General features: G+C 67.9%; 15 protein-coding genes and 3 pseudogenes. 2 read left to right on the top strand and 16 right to left on the bottom strand.

The genetic code is table 11. From position 1 onward, the window contains the following. Positions 1-14: 14 nt before the first annotated feature. From G4G29_RS07225 to G4G29_RS07200, 5 genes and pseudogenes are all read right to left on the bottom strand, one after another. The gene (locus tag G4G29_RS07225) at positions 15-1,304 is read right to left on the bottom strand and encodes a citrate synthase (protein ID WP_183152318.1); all 1,290 of its coding nucleotides are present in this window, start codon (positions 1,302-1,304) and stop codon (positions 15-17) included. A 191-nt stretch (positions 1,305-1,495) separates the two neighbouring features. After that, a pseudogene (gene dapC / locus G4G29_RS07220) lies at positions 1,496-2,605 on the bottom strand (succinyldiaminopimelate transaminase). 9 nt (positions 2,606-2,614) lie between these two features. Continuing rightward, positions 2,615-2,935, bottom strand: coding sequence for a ferredoxin (gene fdxA / locus G4G29_RS07215; RefSeq protein WP_021199610.1), 321 nt, complete (start codon positions 2,933-2,935; stop codon positions 2,615-2,617). A gap of 477 nt (positions 2,936-3,412) precedes the next feature. Continuing rightward, positions 3,413-3,715 (bottom strand): annotated as a pseudogene (locus G4G29_RS07205) (AzlD domain-containing protein); the annotation flags it as partial. Then, a pseudogene (locus G4G29_RS07200) lies at positions 3,712-4,433 on the bottom strand (AzlC family ABC transporter permease). The pseudogenes G4G29_RS07205 and G4G29_RS07200, both read right to left, overlap by 4 nt. Positions 4,434-4,537: 104 nt before the next feature. Here G4G29_RS07200 and G4G29_RS07195 point away from each other — a divergent pair. Further along, the gene (locus G4G29_RS07195; RefSeq protein ID WP_183152317.1) at positions 4,538-5,086 is read left to right on the top strand and encodes a helix-turn-helix domain-containing protein; all 549 of its coding nucleotides are present in this window, start codon (positions 4,538-4,540) and stop codon (positions 5,084-5,086) included. Between the two features lie 3 nt (positions 5,087-5,089). Here the strand turns inward: G4G29_RS07195 and G4G29_RS21625 are convergent, their stop codons facing one another. From G4G29_RS21625 to typA, 5 genes are all read right to left on the bottom strand, one after another. Then, positions 5,090-6,082, bottom strand: coding sequence for an MFS transporter (locus G4G29_RS21625; RefSeq protein ID WP_244632493.1), 993 nt, complete (start codon positions 6,080-6,082; stop codon positions 5,090-5,092). Continuing rightward, positions 6,073-6,714: an MFS transporter gene (locus tag G4G29_RS21620; RefSeq protein ID WP_244632492.1), complete on the bottom strand. Its 642-nt coding sequence runs from the start codon at positions 6,712-6,714 to the stop codon at positions 6,073-6,075. Before G4G29_RS21620 ends, G4G29_RS21625 begins: the two co-directional genes overlap by 10 nt. Beyond that, positions 6,711-7,748 carry a glutaminase A gene (gene glsA / locus G4G29_RS07185; RefSeq protein ID WP_183152316.1) on the bottom strand — a complete coding sequence of 346 codons (1,038 nt, stop codon included), beginning with the start codon at positions 7,746-7,748 and terminating at the stop codon, positions 6,711-6,713. Before glsA ends, G4G29_RS21620 begins: the two co-directional genes overlap by 4 nt. Before the next feature lie 83 nt (positions 7,749-7,831). Next, positions 7,832-8,728 (bottom strand): phospholipase, encoded by an 897-nt coding sequence (locus G4G29_RS07180; RefSeq protein ID WP_183152315.1) that lies wholly within the window; start codon positions 8,726-8,728, stop codon positions 7,832-7,834. Positions 8,729-8,937: 209 nt separating this feature from the next. Then, positions 8,938-10,851, bottom strand: coding sequence for a translational GTPase TypA (typA, locus tag G4G29_RS07175; protein ID WP_183152314.1), 1,914 nt, complete (start codon positions 10,849-10,851; stop codon positions 8,938-8,940). A 102-nt stretch (positions 10,852-10,953) separates the two neighbouring features. Here typA and G4G29_RS07170 point away from each other — a divergent pair, with 102 nt between their 5' ends. Then, entirely contained in the window at positions 10,954-11,760 is an 807-nt protein-coding gene (locus G4G29_RS07170; protein ID WP_183152313.1) for a type II CAAX endopeptidase family protein, read from the top strand. Positions 11,761-11,791: 31 nt separating this feature from the next. On the opposite strand, the gene G4G29_RS07165 is transcribed toward G4G29_RS07170, so the two are convergent. The 6 genes from G4G29_RS07165 to gcvP form a co-directional block, all read right to left on the bottom strand. Next, positions 11,792-12,331: a PH domain-containing protein gene (locus G4G29_RS07165; protein ID WP_244632491.1), complete on the bottom strand. Its 540-nt coding sequence runs from the start codon at positions 12,329-12,331 to the stop codon at positions 11,792-11,794. Positions 12,332-12,360: 29 nt separating this feature from the next. Next, entirely contained in the window at positions 12,361-14,085 is a 1,725-nt protein-coding gene (locus G4G29_RS07160) for an ABC transporter ATP-binding protein (RefSeq protein WP_183152311.1), read from the bottom strand. Continuing rightward, positions 14,082-15,035 carry an ABC transporter permease gene (locus G4G29_RS07155; protein WP_183152310.1) on the bottom strand — a complete coding sequence of 318 codons (954 nt, stop codon included), beginning with the start codon at positions 15,033-15,035 and terminating at the stop codon, positions 14,082-14,084. Before G4G29_RS07155 ends, G4G29_RS07160 begins: the two co-directional genes overlap by 4 nt. After that, complete coding sequence (locus tag G4G29_RS07150; protein WP_183152309.1) at positions 15,025-15,954, bottom strand: ABC transporter permease; 930 nt, start codon at positions 15,952-15,954, stop codon at positions 15,025-15,027. The genes G4G29_RS07155 and G4G29_RS07150 overlap by 11 nt, the downstream gene beginning before the upstream one ends. A gap of 79 nt (positions 15,955-16,033) precedes the next feature. Continuing rightward, positions 16,034-17,659, bottom strand: coding sequence for an ABC transporter substrate-binding protein (locus G4G29_RS07145; RefSeq protein ID WP_183152308.1), 1,626 nt, complete (start codon positions 17,657-17,659; stop codon positions 16,034-16,036). Between the two features lie 217 nt (positions 17,660-17,876). After that, complete coding sequence (gene gcvP / locus G4G29_RS07140; RefSeq protein WP_183152307.1) at positions 17,877-20,765, bottom strand: aminomethyl-transferring glycine dehydrogenase; 2,889 nt, start codon at positions 20,763-20,765, stop codon at positions 17,877-17,879. Positions 20,766-20,767: the final 2 nt, after the last annotated feature.

Raw genomic sequence — 20,767 nt, 5'->3', positions numbered from 1 at the left:
TTTCGGTTCTGCGCTCAGCGAGCGGGGAACGACCGCTCGGGCGATCCCGTGTAGAGCTGCTGAGGGCGACCGATCTTGGTCTGCGGGTCGAGCTGCAGTTCGCGCCACTGTGCGAGCCAGCCGGGCAGACGGCCGATCGCGAACAGCACGGTGAACATGCGGGTCGGGAAGCCCATCGCCTTGTAGATGACGCCCGTGTAGAAGTCGACGTTCGGGTACAGGCGACGCTCGCGGAAATAGTCGTCTGCGAGCGCGAGCTCCTCGAGCTCCTTCGCGAGGTCGAGGAGCGGATCGGTCACGCCGAGCGAGGAGAGCACCTCGTCGGCGGCATCCTTGACGAGCTTGGCGCGCGGGTCGTAGTTCTTGTAGACCCGGTGCCCGAAGCCCATCAGCTTCACGCCCTCTTCCTTGTTCTTCACCCGCTCGACGAAGCGCGAGACGCTCTGGCCGGAGTCGCGGATCTGACCGAGCATGGTGAGCACGGCCTCGTTCGCGCCACCGTGCAACGGGCCGGAGAGGGCCTGGATGCCGGCCGAGATCGACGCGAACTGGTTCGCTCCGGTCGAACCCACCAGGCGGACGGTCGAGGTCGAGGCGTTCTGCTCGTGGTCCTCGTGGAGGATCAGCAGCAGCTCGAGAGCCTTCGACATCACCGGGTTGACCTCGTACTCCTCGCTGTGCACGCCGAAGTTGAGCTTCAGGAAGTTGTCCACGAAGCTCAGCGAGTTGTCGGGGTAGAGGAAGGCCTGGCCGACGCTCTTCTTGTGCGCGTAGGCCGCGATCACAGGCAGCTTGGCGAGCATGCGCACCATGTTGAGCTCGACGTGCTCGGGGTTGTGCGGGTCGGTCTGGCCCTCGTAGTAGGTCGAGAGCGCCGCGACAGCGGACGACAGCACCGACATGGGGTGCGCCGTGTGCGGCAACGCCGAGAAGAACCGCTTGAGGTCTTCGTGCAGCAGCGTGTGGCGGCGGATCTTCTCGTCGAACTCGGCGAGCTCGGAGGCCGACGGCAGTTCGCCGTAGATCAGGAGCCAGGCGACTTCGAGGTAGCTCGTGGAACCCGCCAGCTGCTCGATCGGATATCCGCGATAGCGCAGGATGCCCTTGTCGCCGTCGATGAACGTGATCTCCGACTTGGTGGAGGCGGTGTTCACGAACCCGTAGTCGAGGCCGGTGTACCCCGTCTGCCGCGTCAACGTCGAGAAGTCGATGCTGTCGTGCCCGGCCGTGCCGCGCAGTAGCGGGAATTCGGCGGTCGTGTCGCCGATCGTCAGCTTCGCCGTCTGGTCTGCCGCAGCGCTCACGCGGACCTCCTCCTGGTGTCCGGGCCCCGCTCGTCGCGGCGACATCGGACAAGATCGTGATCAAGTCGGAACTGGCGATCTCACGGCGCTGTGCACCAGGTCGGGTCACGACCGAATCGCCTTTACAGCCTAGTAGGCACACAGGCCTACTGTGACATCCGCCAAACAGATGCCGGGTGTGAGGTGAGAACCTACAGAGACGCGCTCGCGAGTCGGCGCGCAGCCTCGATGACCCGATCCGTCGGGGCCGTGAGAGCCAGGCGCACGTGCTGGGCGGAACTCGCCCCGTAGAAAGGTCCCGGCCCGGCGAGGATGCCGAGATCGGCGAGCCGACCCATCGACTCCCAGGCGTCGCGGCCTTCGGTCGCCCAGAGGTACAGCCCCGCTTCCGATCCGTCGATGCGGAAGCCGGCGGATTCCAGTGCGGGACGCAGCGCGTCACGCCGCGCGCGGTAGAGCTCCTTCTGCACGGCGACGTGGTCGTCGTCTCCGAGCGCGACGGCCATGGCGTGCTGCACCGGTGCGGGCGGCATGAGCCCGAGATGTTTGCGAGCCGTGAGGAGGTCACCGGCGATGCGGGCGCAGCCCGCGACGAACGCGGCGCGATACCCCGCGAGGTTCGACTGCTTGCTCAGGGAGTAGACGCTGAGCAGGTTCGCGCGGCTGCCCCGGTGACCCGCGGGTCGAGGATGGAGGGGATCGGCTCGGTCGCCCAGGGGCCGTCCCAGCCCAGCTCCGCGTAACACTCATCGCTGGCGAGCACGGCGCCGAGCTCACGGGCGCGGCGCACAGCTGCGGCGAGTTCCTCGACCGTCCAGGTGCGCCCGTCCGGGTTCCCGGGGTGTTGATCCAGATCAGCGCCGTGCCCTCCGGCCACTCCGCCGGATCGTCGGACGGGAACGTGGTCGCTCCCACGACGCGGGCGCCGACCTCGTAGGTCGGGTACGCCACGCTCGGGTGCACGACGATATCGCCGTCGCCGAGTCCGAGCAGCGTCGGCAGCAGCGCGACGAGTTCCTTGGAGCCGATCGTGGGCAGCACGTTGTCGACCGTGAGGTCGAGCACCCCCTGCGCCGCGCGTACCAGTCGACGATCGCCTCGCGAAGACTCGGCGTCCCGACGGTCTGAGGGTAGGCGTGCGCGTCGGTCGCGTCGGCGAGGGCCTGCCGGATGATCTCCGGCGTCGGGTCCACCGGCGAACCGACGGACAGGTCGACGAGGCCGTCGGGATGCTGCGCTGCGCGCTCGCGGAACGGGACGACGGCATCCCACGGGTAGTCGGCGAGGTCGCGGACGCTCACAGGACGCGCCTACTCGCCCTGGGGCGGGAGCGCGGCGATGATCGGGTGGTCGAACGCGTAGACGCCGACCTTGGCGGCTCCGCCGGGCGAGCCGATCTCGTCGAAGAACTCGACGTTGGCCTTGTAGTAGTCCTGCCACTCGTCGGGCAGGTCGTCTTCGTAGTAGATCGCCTCGACGGGGCACACGGGTTCGCAGGCGCCGCAGTCTACGCATTCGTCGGGGTGGATGTACAGCGAGCGTTCCCCCTCGTAGATGCAGTCAACGGGGCACTCGTCGATGCAGGCGCGATCCTTGACATCGACGCACGGGAGGGCGATCACATACGTCACCGCTCCAGTCTACGACTCGTGCGGCTCGGGTTCCTGCGCGGCGGGCGCCTCGGTGCGCACGGGAGGCCGTGAGAACGACGGCCACGCGATCACGAGCAGCACGATCCCGGCGACGAGATAGGTCCAGACCTGTCCGCTGAGCGAGTCGGGCACGACGACGGAGCCCCGGGGCCGACACCCGAGATCAGCACCAGCATCCCGATCATGCCGAGACCCGCAGCCACCGCTGCTCCCCTGTCGTGCGTGAGTGCGCGCACCGCGATGAGGATCGACGCGCACGCGATCGCGGCGACGATCAGGCCGACGGGGATCGGCCCCCACGCCACGCTGTGCGCGATCGTGCCGGCGATGCCGTAGACGCCGCCCACCACGGCCGCCGCCACCCAGGACAGGACTCTCGACACCCAGCTCACGCGCACCCGTCGATCCTACCGGCGACGGCTGCGGGGCCGCGGAGGAGTCGTCAACCTGCCCGAGGCCCAGAAGACGCAGGACCGCCGCGACCAGCGCCGCCGCGACCACCACCACGAGAAACGACTGCCGGAGCCAGAGGAGCCCTCCGGCGACGAGGAGAGCGGGCACCCGGGCATCCACCGTGATCGCCTGACCGTCGCCGAGCGTCTGCACGGCGACGAGCGCGGCGAGGAGGGCCACTGTCAACAGGTCGGAGATCCGCGCCGTGCGCGGTGCCTCGAGCACTTTGGGCGGAACGAGGTAACCGGCGGCCTTGAGCGCCAAGCAGATCAGTGCGGCGAGCAGGATCGCGCTCCAGAGGCTCATGCTTCTCCTCCCGATGGGGTGTCCGCCTGCTCCGTCCGCGGCGGCGACGCCCGACCGAGCCAGTTGAACCAGCCGACCGCGATCGCGACGACCGCGGCGACGAGCACCGGGAGCCCTGGCATGAGCAGCGGCGTGAAGGCCGCGGCGACGACGGCTGCCGCGGCGCCGACGGCCACCGCCTGCCGTTGCTTGAGCCGCGGCCAGAGCAGCGCGAGGAACGCGGCGGCGGCGGCCGCATCCAACCCCCAGGTCTTCGGATCGCCGAGCACGTCGCCGACGAGGGCTCCGACGAGAGTCGTGATGTTCCACCCGACGAAGATGCCGATGCCGGTGATCCAGAATCCCAGCTGCCGCAGCCGGGGCTGGCTCTGCGAGATCGCGACCGCTGTCGACTCGTCGATCGTGAAGTGCGCGGCTGCCGCCTTGCGGACCGGTCCGCCCGCCACGATCGGTGACATCCGCATCCCGTATGCGACGTTGCGCACGCCGAGGAGAGCGGCCGACGCGATCGCCGAGGGCAGCGCGGCGAGGCCGCCGGCCGTGAACACTCCGACGAAGGCGAACTGCGATCCCCGGTGAACATCAGCAGGCTGAGGACGCACGTCTGCCACACGTCGAGTCCGGATGCCACTGCCAGCGCGCCGAAGGAGATGCCGTACGCACTGGTCGCGAGCACGACGCCGAGCGCCTCGCGCCAGACCTCGCGCTCAGCGGTCATCCTGCCGCCCCAACTCCTTTGTTCGCTTCAGTGAACACATGACTATCATTCTGAACAGTCCCGCGTGGATAGTCAAGCGAACGAACGTTTGACATGATGAACGTATGGAGGATCTCCGCACACGCATCGCCCGCACGCTGCGCCGTGAACGGGAGGCTGTGAGCCTCTCGGTCTCCGAGCTCGCCCGACGGGCAGGTGTGTCGAAGGCGACGGTGTCACAGCTCGAAAGCGGCGCCGGCAACCCCAGCGTCGAGACGCTCTGGGCCCTCGGGGTGGCACTCGGGGTGCCGTTCGCCGTGCTGGTCGACCAGCAGGCGAACGCTCCCACGCTGATCCGCGCCGACGACCTCGCGGGTGTCCCCTCCTCCGCCGCGGCCTACAGCGCGACACTGCTGTCGGCAAGTCCTCCCGGCGCGCGACGAGACGTCTACCTGATCCAGGCCGAGCCGGGCGACCCGCGTCGCTCCGACCCCCACCATGCCGGCACCATCGAACACGTGATCCTCATCGCGGGCCAGGCGCAGATCGGCCCCGTCGGCGATCCCGTGCTGCTGAACCCCGGCGACTACCTCACGTACGCCGGCGACGCGCCGCACATCTTCGAGGCGACGGTGCCGGGCACCAGCGCCGTGCTCATCTCCGAACTGCGCTGAGCGTCACTCCGGCCCGCCCGCAGGCGAGGGGTCGGGGATCTCGTGCGGACGGTACTGCGGCAGCCGCGACGCGGGGAGGATCGCGAGTGCGCTGATGCCGGCGAGGATCAGCAGCCCGAGCTTGAGAGTGCCCAGACGGGACTCCTCGTTCACCGCGACAGCCGCATCCACCTGGGCAGGAGTCGCGTCCGTCGATTCCAGAGCCACCCGCAGATCGTCGTTGCTGATGAAGTTCAGATTGTCCATGTCGACCTGCGCCACGAGCGACGGCGGCAGCTCAGGATGCTCGACGACGGCCCTGCCCACGCTCAGCGCCAGCAGCGACACGAGCAGGGCTCCGGCCAACGCGGTGCCCACCGCCGACGCGAGGTTCTGGGTCGTCCCGCGCAACGAACCGACATCCCCTGCCAGTTCTGCGGGGGCAGCCGTGACGAGGACGTTGAACACCAGGGTGACGAGGGCGCCCTGTCCGATGCCGAACACGATGAGTCCCGCGATCGTCGGGATCGTCTCCCAGTTGTTGTTCACGACGAACGACAGCCAGACGAGCGCCGCAGTGGTCAGGATGAACCCGAACACCCCGATCGTGCGCGGCGGAAAGCGCCGGTAGAAGCGCACCACGAGCGTCGCCGTGATGAAGACGGTGAGGTTGAACGGCATCATGGCGATGGAGGTGTCGAACGGCGTGCGCCCCTGCACGATCTGGATGTACAGCGGGATGGTGAAGTTGACGCACGCCTCCAACGCGACCACGATGAACATCGCGTACACCGCCGCACGTTCCCGACCGGAGCCGAGGACGCTCAGATCGATCAGCGGGACCTTGCCCTCGGCCATCCGCTTCCTGGTCCACAGGAAGAACCCCTGCCCCAGCACCACACCGACGATGATGAACACGGGCGCAGGCGACAGGCCGAGGATGCTGAACGGCGCGGCCTCCGTCGCCGCGAGCGCGCCCCAGCCGTTCAGGTTGTTGAAGCCCAACGTCAGCAGCACGATCGCGGCGCCGATGAGCAGCGAGGCGACCAGGTCGATGCGGATCGAGGCGTCCCCCTGTCTCCGCGCAGCGTGAAGCTCAATGCGAAGACCAGCACCGCGATCCCGAGCACGATGAAGAACATGGGGCGCCATCCCACGAGCGTCCCGAGGGTGCCTCCGATGAGGAAGGCGCTGACGCCGGAGATCGCGCGGGCGGACCCGATCGCGCCGATCGCCGTCGCCTGCTGCGGTCCTCGGTAGTTCTCCGCGATGAGCGCCACGATCGACGGCACGATGATGGCGGCCGCCGCCCCGGCGACAGCCTGACCGGCGATGGCCCAGGCGATCGTGGGCGCGACGAGCATCATGACCGCCGAGCCGGCGAACAGCGCGATGACCACGCGGAAGATGAGCACCCATCCGATGCGCTGTCCGAGCTTCGCTCCCGTCATGACGAGCGCCGCGACCGCGAGCCCGTACATGACGATGGTGGTGCTGGCGACCGTCGGCGGCACGCCGAACTCGCCCACCATGCCGCCGAGGGAGATCGGCAGCGCAGCGACGTTGAACGACATCAGCACCTGCGCGAGGAACAGGCTGACCATGGGCAGCCAGGAGGTCTTCGTCGGGGTCTGTTCTGTGGTCGTCATTTCTCCTCCAGGGGTGCAGAGAGGACCCCGGTCGTGTCACGAGCGGGGACGGATGCGAAGAGGTTGAGCCCGAGCGCCCGCGAGAGGTAGCCGATCGCCATCTGCGACCTCACCGAGTTGCCCGCTTCGTCGAGACGCGGCGAGAACCCCGCGACGGCCCCCTTGCCGGGAGCGATCGCGACGATGCCTCCGGCGACCCCGGACTTCGCGGGGAGACCGATCTCGAACAGCCAGTCGCCTGAGCGCTCGTAGAGCCCGGTCGATGCGACCACGGCGAGGGTGTCCCGGCAGACCTCCTCCGAGACCACCCGCTCCCCCGTGACGGGATTCACGCCGCCGTCCGCCAACGTCGCCCCCATGACCGCGAGGTCGTGCGCGGTGACGCTGAGCGCGCACTGGCGCGTGTACACGTCGACCACCGCGTCCGGGTCGCCGTCCAGCCGACCGTAACTGCGAAGGAGACGTCCGAACGCCCGGTTGCGGTCGTTCGTCGCCGCCTCCGACGAGTAGACGACATCGTCGAGGGCGAGCGGCCGCCCCGCGAAGGCGGAGAGTCCATCCCTGATGCGCACCCACTGCTCGTCCGGCGTCGCCCCCGGTATCAGCCCGGTCGTCGCGATGGCGCCCGCATTGACCATGGGATTCATCGGATGCCCGTCGTTGAGCTCCAACGCGACGACCGAGTTGAATGCCAGGCCCGTGTTGTTCACGCCGACGATCTCGCGCACCCGCTCATGCCCGTGCTCCTGGATAGCCAGCGCGTAGACGAACATCTTCGAGATCGACTGGATCGAGAAGGCGTGCATCGCATCGCCGGCGTCGTGCAACCCGCCTGCGACCTCGATGACGGCGAGGCCGAACAGCTCGGGGTCGGCCTCCGCGAGGACCGGGATGTAGTCAGCGACACGGCCGCCGTGCTCCGAGGAGTACCGCAGATGCGCCTCGCGCACGATCTCCTCGACCCGGTCCCAGCCCGGGAGCGCGCCGGTCGACACCTCCTGCGCGACGCCTTGCCATGCGACGGGGTCGAGCATGTGTCCTCCTGGGGTCCGCGACGTCCCCAGGCGTCAGTGCCACCGTAGCGGCAGCCGGCCTCTCCGCACAGGAGTATTTCGGATCAGTACCAGTTCATGGCCTGCGAATGCGACCAGGCGCTGCAGGGGCTGCCGTACGCGCTCGAGATATAGCCGAGCCCCCAGGCGACCTGGGTCGCGGCGCTCGTCTGCCAGTCCGCCCCCGCGGCGGCCATCTTGCTGCCGGGGAGCGCCTGGGGGATGCCGGTGGCTCCTCCGTCGGCGTTGTACGCCTGGTAGTTCCAGCCCGACTCCTTGGTCCACAACGACTCCAGGCACGAGAACTGATCGGCTCCCCACCCGTACTGGCTCGACATCAGCTGTCGCGCGGTCGCCTTCGCACCCTCGACGGTGTTCGCGGCGGCCAGGTCGGCTGCGGCCTTCTCGGCGGCGGCTGCCTTCTCGGCGGCGATCCGTGCCGCCTCCTCCGCGGCCTTCTTCTCCTGAGCCGCGGTGAGCGCCTGCTGGAGAGCTTCGGTACCGGAGACCACCCGAGCCGTCTCGGACGCCGTCTCATCGGCGAGGATGTCCATCAGCAGCACCGGCATCACCTCGCGCTCGGCGAGCTTCTCGATGTCCTGCTCGAGTGCGGCCGTGTCGACGGTCGTCGAGCCGCCGACGTCGAGCCCCGAGGCGACGACCGCGTCGCCGAGATCCTCGGCGGCCAGCACGGCGCTCTTCGCCTCGACCAGGGTGACCCTGGCCTCCTCGCCGATCTGAGCCAGGGGCTCCGCACCGACGACGGTGCGAGGGACGGCTGCCGACGCGGCGGCGTTCACGGCGCCGGCGGCGGGCGTGGACGCGAGCCCCACGCTGAGCGTGATGCCCACGAGTGTCGCGGCGGTCACGCCGAGGATGGTCATCGGGCGTCGGGCGGTGACGGCTGCGCGAGCGGATGCCGCGGCGGAGGCGCGCCGAAGCGCACGGGTCTTCTGAAGCATGGGTTCGACTTTCGGGTGGTCGACTTTCGGATGGTCGCACGCCCATTCAGGAGACTCATCGGGTGATCGTCCCGGGCGCAAGTGACCGAGTCTGCATGATCAACCTGAGCGAAAACTAGCCCTCACCTGGGATTTACATGAGAAGAGGGCCTCGCACGGCCTTTCGGCGGTGCGAGACCCTCTTCCACGGAGCTGTGTCCGGCGATGTCTCAGGCGTTCGCGTCCTGACGCTTCAGACGCGCGGTCTCCCGTGCGCGGGTGTTCGCGTCGAGGTTGACCTTGCGGATGCGGACGACCTCGGGTGTGACCTCGACGCATTCGTCGTCGCGCGCGAACTCGAGGCTCTCCTCGAGCGTCAGCACGCGGGGCGGTGTCATCGACTCGAAGGTGTCGGAGCTCGCCGCACGCATGTTGGTGAGCTTCTTCTCCTTGGTGATGTTCACGTCCATGTCGTCGGCGCGGGAGTTCTCGCCGATGACCATGCCCTCGTAGACCTCCTGCGTGGGCTGCACGAAGAACGACATGCGCTCCTGCAGGGCGATCATCGCGAACGGGGTGACGACACCCTGGCGGTCGGCGACGATCGAGCCGTTCTGACGCGTGGTGATCGAACCCGCCCAGGGCTCGTAGCCGTGCGAGATCGCGTTCGCGATGCCGGTGCCGCGGGTCGTGGTGAGGAACTCGCTGCGGAAGCCGATCAGGCCGCGCGAGGGCACGATGAACTCCATGCGCACCCAGCCGGTGCCGTGGTTGGTCATGTTCTCCATGCGCCCCTTGCGGTTCGCGAGGAGCTGCGTGATCGCGCCGAGGTGCTCCTCCGGAGTGTCGATCGTGAGGTGCTCGAACGGCTCGTAGGTCTTGCCGTCGATCTTCTTCGTGACCACCTGCGGCTTGCCGACGGTGAGCTCGAAGCCCTCACGGCGCATGTTCTCGACGAGGATGGCGAGGGCGAGCTCTCCACGCCCCTGCACCTCCCACGCGTCGGGCCGTCCGATGTCGACGACCTTGAGCGACACGTTTCCGATGAGCTCCTTGTCGAGACGGTCCTTGACCATCCGGGCGGTGAGCTTGTGCCCCTTGACCTTGCCCATGAGCGGCGAGGTGTTGGTGCCGATCGTCATCGAGATGGCGGGGTCGTCGACCGTGATGGCCGGCAGCGGACGCACGTCTTCAGGGTCGGCGATCGTCTCACCGATCGTGATGTTCTCGAAGCCGGCGATGGCGACGATGTCACCGGGGCCGGCGGACTCGGCCGGGTAGCGCTCGAGCGCGCGGGTCTTCAGGAGCTCGGTGATGCGCGCGTTCTGGTGCGTGCCGTCTGCGCGGACCCAGGCCACGGTCTGGCCCTTCTTCAGCGTGCCGTTGAAGACGCGGAGCAGCGCGAGGCGGCCGAGGAACGGGCTGGAGTCGAGGTTCGTGACCCAGGCCTGCAGCGGGTGCTCGTCGTCGTACTCCGGAGCGGGGACGTGCTCGAGGATCGCCTCGAACAGCGGCTCGAGGTCGTCGTTGTCCGGCAGCGATCCGTCGGCGGGGCGGTTCTGCGATGCGGCGCCGGCACGACCGGACGCGTACACCACCGGCACGTCGAGCAGGGCGTCGACGTCGAGGTCGGGCACATCGTCGACCAGGTCGGAGGCGAGACCGAGCAGCAGGTCGTGCGCCTCTTCCTCGACCTCCGCGATGCGGGCGTCGGGGCGGTCGGTCTTGTTGACCAGGAGGATGACGGGGAGCTTGGCCTCGAGCGCCTTGCGCAGCACGAAGCGGGTCTGCGGCAGCGGTCCCTCGCTCGCGTCGACAAGCAGCACGACGCCGTCGACCATGGACAGGCCGCGCTCGACCTCTCCGCCGAAGTCGGCGTGACCCGGGGTGTCGATCACGTTGATCGTGATCTCCTTGCCCTGGGCGTGCTTGCCCTTGTAGGTGATCGCCGTGTTCTTGGCGAGGATCGTGATGCCCTTCTCACGTTCCAGGTCGTTCGAGTCCATGGCGCGCTCATCGACGTGGGCGTGTTCACCGAAGGAGCCCGTCTGACGCAGCATGGCGTCGACGAGGGTCGTCTTGCCGTGGTCGACGTGGGCGACGATTGCGACGTTGCGGAGGTCAGAGCGAAGGGCGTGCGCCATGCAGGTGTCCTAAAAGATGTGGGGTTTCGCCGGGAAGCCGACGTTTCAGGATAACGCAAGCTCAGGGCGTGTTCCTGAAAAGCAGGTCGTAGCATCGAGATCGTGACCCGACCGCAGGCTCCGTGGGACCTCCCCGACCTCTCCCCCGCTCCGTCCCGTACGCGACTGTGGTGGGAGATCTCGATCGTCCTGGCCCTGGGCCTCGGCCAGTCGGCGGTGTACGCGGTCGTGCAGTTCGTCTACCGTCTCACCGACGAGATACCGATCGCCGATCAGGTCGCGAAGCTCAACCCCTCCCGCAGCGACAGGGAGGCCTTCGACCTCGTCTATCAGGTGCTCGCGATCGGATTCTCGCTCATCCCTGTGCTGTTGGTGTGCTTCCTGCTCTGGCAGTCCCGACGACCGCACCTGGGCCGTCTCGGCCTCGACGGCACGAAGACCGGCGCGGATGTCGGACGAGGCGTCGTCCTCGTGCTCGCGATCGGCATCCCCGGGCTCGGGCTCTACTTCGCCGGACGCGCACTCGGTCTCACGGTGGCGATCGACCCCGCGGGGATCGACGCCTACTGGTGGACTGTGCCCGTGCTGCTGCTGTCCGCGGCGCGCGCCGCCCTGCAGGAAGAGGTCGTCCTCCTCGGCTACCTCTTCACCCGGCTCAGACAGCTCGGCTGGGGACCTTGGTGGATCATCGTCGGCACCGCGGTCCTGCGTGCGAGCTATCACCTCTACCAGGGGTACCCCGCGTTCATCGGGAACCTCGCGATGGGTCTGCTGTTCGGCTGGCTCTACCAGCGCAGCGGACGGCTGATGCCGTTCCTGGTCGCCCACTTCCTGATCGACGCCGCAGCGTTCGTCGGCTACCCCTGGGCTGCGTCGATGTGGCCCGACCTGTTCGGCCTCCCTGGTTGAGCGGCAGTCGGTCCGGCTGAGCGGGGGCCGGTCAGCCGGCGTTCGCGATGAGGATCGCGAGGATCGCCCACACGACGATCACCGCGAGCGCGACCAACGCCGGGCGGTCCCAGCTCCGACGGATCGGCGCATCCGCGGCGAGCGAGGCCGCGTCACGGCGCTGTTCGATCTCGGCCAGCGCACGGAGCCCCGCCGGCACCCGCTCCTCGCTGTCGCCGCGCGTCGGCATCCGAAACGAACCCGCCTTCGCGGGACCGCCGTAGCACGACACATCGCTGCCGTCGTCGAGAGAGAACACCAGCTGCCAGCGCAGCTCCACATCGCGCACCCGCCGCCAGCCGAACTCGATGCGGCGGAGCAGGTTCTGCACCGCGACGCCCTCATCGTCGATGCGCACCGACGATGCATAGGAGTTCACGTACACGATCCACAGCACGAGGAGGACCCACGGCGCCAGCAGCAGCATCTGCCCCCAGCCTGCCCGCAGGACGGCATCGCCGAGCAGGAACACGGCAAGCAGCGATCCGATGACCACCGCGGCGGGACCGGAGGGTGCGCGGAATGTCCGCACACCCTCCGACTGCTCGCTCCCACTCACGGTCAGTGGCCGCCGAGCGTGATAGCCGCACCGGGGATCGCCTGGAGCAGACGCTCGGTGTACTCCTGCTGCGGGTTCGCGAAGATGTCATCCACGGTGCCGTGCTCGACGACGCGGCCCTGCTCCATGACGCAGACCCGGTCTGCGATCACGCGCACGACAGCGAGGTCGTGGGTGATGAACAGATAGGTCAGGTCCAGCTCGGACTGGAGCTCGGCGAGCAGGTTCAGCACCTGTGCCTGCACCAGGACGTCCAGCGCCGACACGGCCTCGTCCAGCACCACGATCTCCGGCTTGAGGGCCAGCGCCCTGGCGATCGCGACGCGCTGTCGCTGACCGCCGGACAACTCGTTCGGATACCGGTCGGCGACGCTCGAAGGGAGCGCCACCTGATCGAGCACCTCGAGCACGCGCTTGCGCCGCGACGCGCTGTCGCCCACACCGTGCACGCGCAGCGGCTCCGCCACGGTGTTGCCGATGTTGTGCAGCGGGTCCAAGGATCCGTAGGGGTCCTGGAACACCGGCTGCATCTGGCGACGGAGGGCCTGGAGTTCGGGCCGCGAGAGCGTGTCGGTGTCGCGCCCGTTCACCAGGATCGAGCCCGACGTCTTGGTCTCCAGGCGCAACAGCATCTTGGCAGCCGTGGACTTGCCGGACCCCGACTCGCCGACGATCGCCATCGTGGAGCCCTTCGGCACCTGGAACGACATCTTGTCGACGGCCGTGAAGTCGGTGGAGCGGAAGCCGCTCCCCCGGATCTTGTAGACCTTCGTGACGTCGCGGAACTCGATGACCGGTTCGGCCGGCACCACCTCGGTGTGCGCGAGCGATGCGAGATCGACCGTGCCCGTGGCCTCCGTGAGCACCTCGGCGAGAGGATCCACATCACCGGACACGGCGGTCTGGATGCGCTTCGACGCCAGGCTCGGCGCCGCGGCGACCAGGCGCTGCGTGTACGGGTGCTGCGGATTCTGCAGGATCTCCAGAGCGGGGCCCGACTCCACGATGCGACCACGGTGCATCACGACGAGGTTCTCGGCACGCTCGGCAGCGAGGCCGAGGTCGTGTGTGATGAACAGGACCGCGGTGTTGCGCTCCTTCGTGAGGGTGTCGAGGTGATCGAGGATGCGCTTCTGCACCGTGACGTCGAGCGCACTGGTGGGCTCGTCGGCGATCAGCAGCTTCGGATCGGAGGAGAGCCCGATGCCGATGAGGACGCGCTGGCGCATGCCGCCCGAGAACTCGTGCGGGAACTGACGCAGACGCCGATCGGCGTCGGCGAGCCCTGCCTCCTGCAACACCTGGATCGCACGCTTGCGCGCGGCCTTGCGGCCATCGGCCTGCCCGTTCGCGAGGATCGTCTCCTCGACCTGGAACCCGATGCGGTGCACCGGGTTGAGGCTGTTCATCGGGTCCTGGGGAACCAGGCCGATGAGGTTGCCCCGCACGTGCTCGATCTCGGAGCGCCCGAGCTTCGTGAGGTCGCGCCCTTCGAACTTGACGGCGCCACCCGTGACCTTGCCACTGCCGGGCAGCAGGTTGATGATCGCGTGCGCAGTGGTCGACTTGCCCGAACCGGACTCGCCCACGATCGCCATGGTCTCGCCCGGATAGATGTCGAAGCTCACGCCGCGCACGGCCGGCACGAAGCCGTCCTGCGTCTTGAACGCGACCTCCAGGTTCTCGATCGAGAGCAGAGGGACGTCGGTGTTGTGGTCGGCGGTCATCGCAGTGCCCTCGCCTTCGGGTCGAGCGCGTCACGCACCGTCTCGCCGAGCATGATGAACGACAGCACGGTGAGCGAGAGGGCGATCGACGGATAGATCAGCGGCATCGGATCGGTACGCAGACGCTGCTGCGCCATGGCGATGTCGTTGCCCCAGGAGATGAACTCCGGCGGCAGGCCGACTCCCAGGAAGGACAGCGTGGCCTCGGCCGTGATGGCTGCGGCCAGACCGACCGTGCTGAGCACGATCACCGGAGCGATCGAGTTGGGCATGACGTGCGAGAACATCGTGCGCACCCGGGAGACCCCGAGCGCCTCGGATGCCATCACGTAGTCGGCGGAGCGCACCCGCAGGATCTCGGCGCGGAGGATGCGCGCCACGGCGGGCCACCCGAAGAAGCCGATCGCGAGCGAGACCACGAGGATGTTCCGGTTGTCCAGGAACATCGACATGATGACGACAGCGGCCAGCACGTAGGGGATCGCGAAGAACATGTCGCCGATGCGCATGAGCAGCGAGTCGATCCAGCCTCCGAAGAAGCCGGCGAACGCGCCGATCACGATTCCCATGGCGGCGATGATGATGGTCACCAGGATGCCGACCGACAGCGAGGTGCCGGCGCCGTGGACGACGCGCGAATACACGTCGCAGCCCTGGAAGGTGTAACCGAACGGATGTCCTGCGGATGGCGGGTCGTTCGAGAATTTCAAATCGCACTGGAACGGGTCGACCGGAGCGAACAGGTCGGGGAACGACGCGATGATGACCAGGATCACGACGAAGACGCCGGCGGTCCAGAACATCCAGCGACCACGGAGGTCGCGCCAGGCGTCGAGCCACAGGTTGCTCTTGCGCTCGCTGACGCGGACGGCGTCGACGGCGCCGAGGCCGCCCTCGTCGGCCTCGGCCACGTAGTGCGCCATACGGCGGGTGGGACGGTTATCGGACATAGCGGATCCTCGGGTCGAGCACACCGTAGAGCAGGTCGATGAACAGGTTGACCAGGACGTAGATCACGACGAGCACGGTCACGATCGAGACGATCTCCGGCCCGTCGTGCTGGTTGATGGCCTTGAACAGCTCGTTTCCGATGCCCGGCACGTTGAACACGCCCTCGGTGACGGTGGCGCCGACGATCAGGATGCCGAAGTCGGCAGCGAGGTTCGTCGTCACGGGGATGAGCGAGTTGCGCAGCACGTGCACCGGGATGACGCGCCGCGTGGGGAGCCCCTTGCCGAAGGCCATCCGCACGAAGTCCTGCTGACGCGTCTCGATGACCGAGTTGCGGGTGAGGCGGACGACGTAGGCGAAGTTGAGAGCGGCCAGGACGATCGCCGGCAATATCAGGTCGGCCCATGGCGCGCCTCTGCCGACGGTCGGCCGGAACAGATGCAACTCGATCGCGAGGAAGTACTGCGCGATGAACGCGAGCACGAACACCGGGATCGAGATCAGCACGAGGCTCAGCAGCATCGAGGCGTGGTCGAACAGGCTGTTCTTGCGCAGGCCCGAGATGAGGCCGACGACGACCCCGAAGAGGAGCTGGATGACGATCGCCAGCAGCGCGAGGCGGAGCGTCACCGGGAACTTCGCGGCGAGGATCTCGTTGACGCTCTGACCGCGGAAGGTCGTTCCCAGGTCACCGCGGAACAGGTCGCCGAGGTAGATCAGGTAGCGCGTGAAGAACGGCTGGTCCAGGTGGTACTGCGCCTGCAAGGCGGCGTACTGCGCGTCGGTCGGCGTCTTGTCGCCGAACAGAGCGAGGATCGGGTCGCCCGGAAGCAGGAAGACCATCGAGAAGATCAGGAAGGTCGCCCCGAGGAAGACGGGTATCGCCTGGAGCAGGCGACGAATGATGTAAGCAGTCATAGCGTGAACCGAACCGCGCCGTGCGGGGCGACGCTTTGCGCATCGCCCCGCACGGCGGGTTCAGATCAGAGCGGGAGTGTTACTCGCCGGCCTTGGTGATCTCGAAGATGATCGGCCAGCTATCCCAGCCGTACTCGACGTTGTCAACCAGCGTCGAGAACCCGGCATTCGTCGAGCGGTACCAGAGGGGCAGCACGGGCAGGTCCTTAAATAGGACCTCCTGCGCCTGCTCGAAGAGCTTGTTGCCCTCTTCGACCGACGGTGCCGTCGCGCCCTCCTGGACGAGCTTGTCGTACTCGGGGTTCGAGTAGTCGCCGTCGTTGGAGCCGGCGCCGGTGATGAACAGCGCACCCAGGATGTTGTACGCACCCGGGTAGTCGAACTGCCAGCCCGAACGCGTCGCGGCGTTCAGCGAACGGTTCTTGATCTCCTCGCGGAGCGTCGCGAGGTCAGGGAACGACTGACCCGCAGCGTCGATGCCGAGCGTGTTCTTGATCTGGTTCGACACGGCGTCGACCCACGCCTGGTGTCCACCATCGGCGTTGTACGCGATCGTGAACGTGCCGCTCCACGGCGAGATGGCGTCGGCCTGAGCCCACAGGTCCTTCGCCTTGGTGGCGTCGGCGTGCGTGACCTCGGAGCCGGCGATCTCATCGTTCCAGCCCGCGATGACCGGGGAGGTGTAGTCGACGGCCGGAGTACGGGTGCCCTCGAAGATCACATCGGTGACCTCGTCGCGGTCGATCGCGTAGGAGATGGCCTGACGACGCAGGTTGCCCTCTTCGTCGTTGCCGAAGTGCGCGAGACGCGAGGGGATGGTCAGACCCTCCCAGATCGCGGCCGGCTGGTCGACGGCACGGTCGCCCAGGTCGTCCTTGTACGTGGCCAGAGCCGTCGGCGGCACGCCGGGGTTGAGCACGTCGAGGTTGTCCGAGAGCAGATCGGTGTACGCGGCCTCGGCGGTGGCGTAGCTGACGAGGTCGACCCCGCCGTTCATCGCCTTGCGCGGACCGTCGTAGCTCTCGTTCGGAAGCAGCGAGATCACGGAGTCGTGCTCCCACTTGTCGAGCACGTACGGGCCGTTGCCGACCGGTGCCTGACCGAACGCCTCGGGGTCGTCGAAGAACGACTCGGGCAGCGGCGCGAACACCTGGTAGCCGAGCGTGGTCGGGAAGTCCGACTGCGGGGCGGCGAGCTCGACCGTGAAGGTCGTGTCGTCGACGACATCGAGCGCGAGGGAGTCTTCCTTCACGGCGTCGGCGCTGTAGCCGGAGAAGTTCGCGAACCACCACTGGTTCTCGAAGGCGGGGTCGGACGCGGCGTACTGCCACGCCTCGGTGAAGGACTCCGCGGTCACGGGGGTGCCGTCGCTGAACTCCTCACCCTCCTTGATCTTGATCGTCCAGGTCTGGTTGTCGTCCGACTCGATCGACTCGGCGAGGTCGTTGGCGAGAGCACCATCGGCTTCGTAGTAGACGAGACCGGCGAAGATGTTCTGCAGAACGAGTCCGCCGCCGACCTCGTTAGTCACTGCGGGCAGGAGCGGGTTCTGGGGCTCGTTGCTCTGCACCGTGACGATGCCGGTCGAAGCCTCGCCGCCGCCTTCACCGCTGCCGTTGTCGTCGCCGGATGCGCACCCCGCCAGGGCGATAGCGCCGACGGAGAGCAGACCGATACCCGCGAGGGCAGTCCTGTTTCTTTTCACTTTTCGTCCTCCTGTGGACAGTGCTGAGTCTGCACGCTCACCATCGAGCACGCAGGGATACCTGAGCGTAACCCGGGGTATCGCCGCCGCCGTCCTCAGCTAACGAACTGTTACTGAGTGGTGACCATCCGTAATTTCCCCGAAACAGGCGGAAATACGCGCGGCGCCGCGCCTCCTGCACGGAAGCGCGGCGCCGTCTGCTCAGACGAGCACGAACTCAGGCGAATGCCTCAATGGGAGGGCATGCGCACACGAGGTTGCGGTCGCCATACGCCTGATCGATGCGGCGTACCGGAGGCCAATACTTGCCCGCGACGAGTGCACGAACCGGATATGCGGCGTCCTCCCGCGTGTAGGCGTGATTCCACTCCCCCGCGATCAGCGAGACCGCCGTGTGGGGAGCATGCACGAGCGGGTTGTCGTCGGCGGGCCAGCGCCCGGCCGCCACGGCATCCGCCTCAGCCTTGATCATGATCATGGCCTCGATGAACCGCTCGATCTCGTCGAGATCCTCCGACTCCGTCGGCTCCACCATGAGGGTGCCCGCGACCGGGAACGACATCGTCGGCGCATGGAACCCGTAGTCGATCAGGCGCTTGGCGACGTCGTCGACGGTGATCCCGGTTGCTTCCTTGAGCGGGCGGAGATCGAGGATGCACTCGTGCGCGACACGCGCGTTCTCGCCCGTGTACAGCACGGGGAAATGCGAGCCGAGGCGTTCGGCGATGTAGTTCGCGGAGAGGACGGCTGCTGCCGTGGCACGACGCAGTCCGTCAGCCCCCATCATGCGCACGTACGCCCACGAGATGGGCAGGATTCCCGCGGAACCGTACGGCGCTGCCGAGATGACCCCGCCGTCGAACGTGAAGCCGCCGAAATGCTCCGCGCGCTGCGCCAGCGGGTGCGACGGCAGGAACGGTGCGAGGTGGGCCTTCGCCGCCACCGGACCGATGCCGGGGCCGCCGCCACCGTGCGGGATGGCGAACGTCTTGTGGAGGTTCAGGTGCGAGACGTCGCCGCCGAGGTCGCCGAAACGCGCGTAGCCGAGCAGCGCGTTCAAGTTGGCGCCGTCGACGTAGACCTGCCCTCCCGCGTCATGGACAGCGCTCGTGATCTCGACGACCTGCTCCTCGTAGACGCCATGCGTCGAGGGGTACGTGATCATGAGGGCCGACAGGTCATCGGCATGCAGCGCGATCTTGGCGCGCAGGTCGTCGAGGTCGACGTTGCCGAGCTCGTCGGTCGCCACGACGACGACCTTCATGCCTGCCAGGACAGCGGATGCGGCGTTCGTGCCATGCGCCGACGACGGGATCAGGCACACCGTGCGGTGCTGGTCGCCGTTCGCGTGATGGTAGCCCCGGATCGCGAGAAGCCCTGCCAGCTCCCCCTGCGAACCCGCGTTCGGCTGCAGGGAGACGGCGTCGTACCCGGTCACCTCGGCGAGCCAGCCCTCGAGCTGGTCGATGAGCTCGAGGTATCCCTGCACATCGGCCGCCGGGGCGAACGGGTGGATGCCGGCGAACTCCGGCCACGTGATGGCGGCCATCTCGGTGGCGGCGTTGAGCTTCATGGTGCACGAACCCAGCGGGATCATGCCGCGGTCGAGGGCGTAGTCCCGATCGGAGAGGCTCTTTAGGTACCGCATCATTGCGGTCTCGCTCCGATGCGCGTGGAACACCGGGTGCGTGAGGAACTCATCCTGCCGGCGCAGCTCCGCAGGCAGGGCGTCCGCACCGTCGGAGAACCCGAAAACGCGCTCCTGCGCGCCGCCGAAGACCATCGACACCTGGTGCAGCTCCGCCACCGTCGTGGTCTCGTCGACCGAGATGCCGATCGTGTCGGCGTCGGCCACCCTGAGCAGGATGCCGTAGCCGTCACGGGCCTGCGCGGCATGCTCGGCCGCCCGACCGGGAACCCGCACCGTGAGCGTGTCGAAGAAGGACTCGTGCACCACCTCGGCACCGGCCTCGGTCAGCCAGTCGCGCAGGAGGGCCGCCTTGGTCGCCGCTGCGGAGGCGATCGCCCGCAGCCCGTCAGGTCCGTGATACACGGCGTACATCGACGCCATCACGGCGAGCAGCACCTGGGCGGTGCAGATGTTCGATGTCGCCTTCTCACGCCGGATGTGCTGCTCGCGTGTCTGCAGCGACAGCCGATACGCCGGCTTGCCGCCGGCATCGACCGAGACACCCACGAGGCGCCCGGGGAGCTGACGCTCGAGCCCGGAACGCACCGCCATGTAGCCGGCATGCGGACCGCCGAAGCCCATCGGCACGCCGAAGCGCTGGGTCGTGCCCACGGCGACGTCGGCGCCGAGCGAACCCGGTGAGGCGATCAGCGTGAGGGCGAGCAGGTCGGCCGCCGCGACCGCGAGACCACCGGCGAGATGCGCGGCGTCGAACACCGCCGACGGGTCCCAGACCCGACCGGATGCACCGGGATACTGCACGAAGACGCCGAACAGGCTCTCCGGCAGCTCCTCGCCCGCCGAGAAGTCGACTGTGACGAGCTCGATCCCGAGCGCCTGCGCGCGCGTGGCCAGCATCGCCGCGGTCTGCGGGAGCGCATCGGCGTCGACCGCGAACACGTTCGAGGAGGACTTCGAGGCGCGCCGAGCGAGCAGCATGGCCTCGACCACCGCCGTCGACTCGTCGAGCATCGACGCATTGGCCGTGGTGAGCCCCGCGAGCTCGGCGACCATGGTCTGGAAGTTGATGAGCGCCTCCAGGCGCCCCTGCGAGATCTCCGGCTGGTACGGGGTGTACGCGGTGTACCAGGACGGGTTCTCCAGCACGTTGCGCTGGATCACCTGCGGCGTGATGGTTCCGTAGTAGCCGATACCGATCATCGGGCGGTTCACGGTGTTGCGCGACGCGAGGCTGCGCAGCTCGGCGAGAGCCTCGGTCTCACTCGCCGCCACCGGAATCAGCGACGTGGCATCCGACGGGCCCGTGTAGATCGACGCGGGCACGGCCTGGCGCATGAGCTCTTCGACCGGGGTCAGCGCCTCATCCGTTCCCGAGGTGTCGATGCCGAGCGCGTCGAGCATCGTGCGCTGCGCGGCGTCTGTAGGTCCGATATGACGATCGGCGAAAGCTACCACGG

Origin of the sequence: Microbacterium sp. Se63.02b (assembly GCF_014171575.1) — a bacterium.
In the GTDB taxonomy this organism is placed as follows: domain Bacteria; phylum Actinomycetota; class Actinomycetes; order Actinomycetales; family Microbacteriaceae; genus Microbacterium.
Note: the sequence above shows the minus strand (reverse complement) of the source record. Positions and strands in the feature narration are given on the sequence as shown.

Excerpts from the sequence above, each read along its gene's own strand:
- G4G29_RS21620 (WP_244632492.1), bottom strand. The coding sequence starts at position 6,714 with ATGACGACCACAGAACAGACCCCGACGAAGACCTCCTGGCTGCCCATG.
- typA (WP_183152314.1), bottom strand. The coding sequence starts at position 10,851 with ATGGCGCACGCCCTTCGCTCTGACCTCCGCAACGTCGCAATCGTCGCC.
- G4G29_RS07195 (WP_183152317.1), top strand. The coding sequence starts at position 4,538 with ATGGAGGATCTCCGCACACGCATCGCCCGCACGCTGCGCCGTGAACGG.
- G4G29_RS07180 (WP_183152315.1), bottom strand. The coding sequence starts at position 8,728 with ATGCTTCAGAAGACCCGTGCGCTTCGGCGCGCCTCCGCCGCGGCATCC.
- glsA (WP_183152316.1), bottom strand. The coding sequence starts at position 7,748 with ATGCTCGACCCCGTCGCATGGCAAGGCGTCGCGCAGGAGGTGTCGACC.
- G4G29_RS07160 (WP_183152311.1), bottom strand. The coding sequence starts at position 14,085 with ATGACCGCCGACCACAACACCGACGTCCCTCTGCTCTCGATCGAGAAC.
- G4G29_RS07155 (WP_183152310.1), bottom strand. The coding sequence starts at position 15,035 with ATGTCCGATAACCGTCCCACCCGCCGTATGGCGCACTACGTGGCCGAG.
- G4G29_RS07150 (WP_183152309.1), bottom strand. The coding sequence starts at position 15,954 with ATGACTGCTTACATCATTCGTCGCCTGCTCCAGGCGATACCCGTCTTC.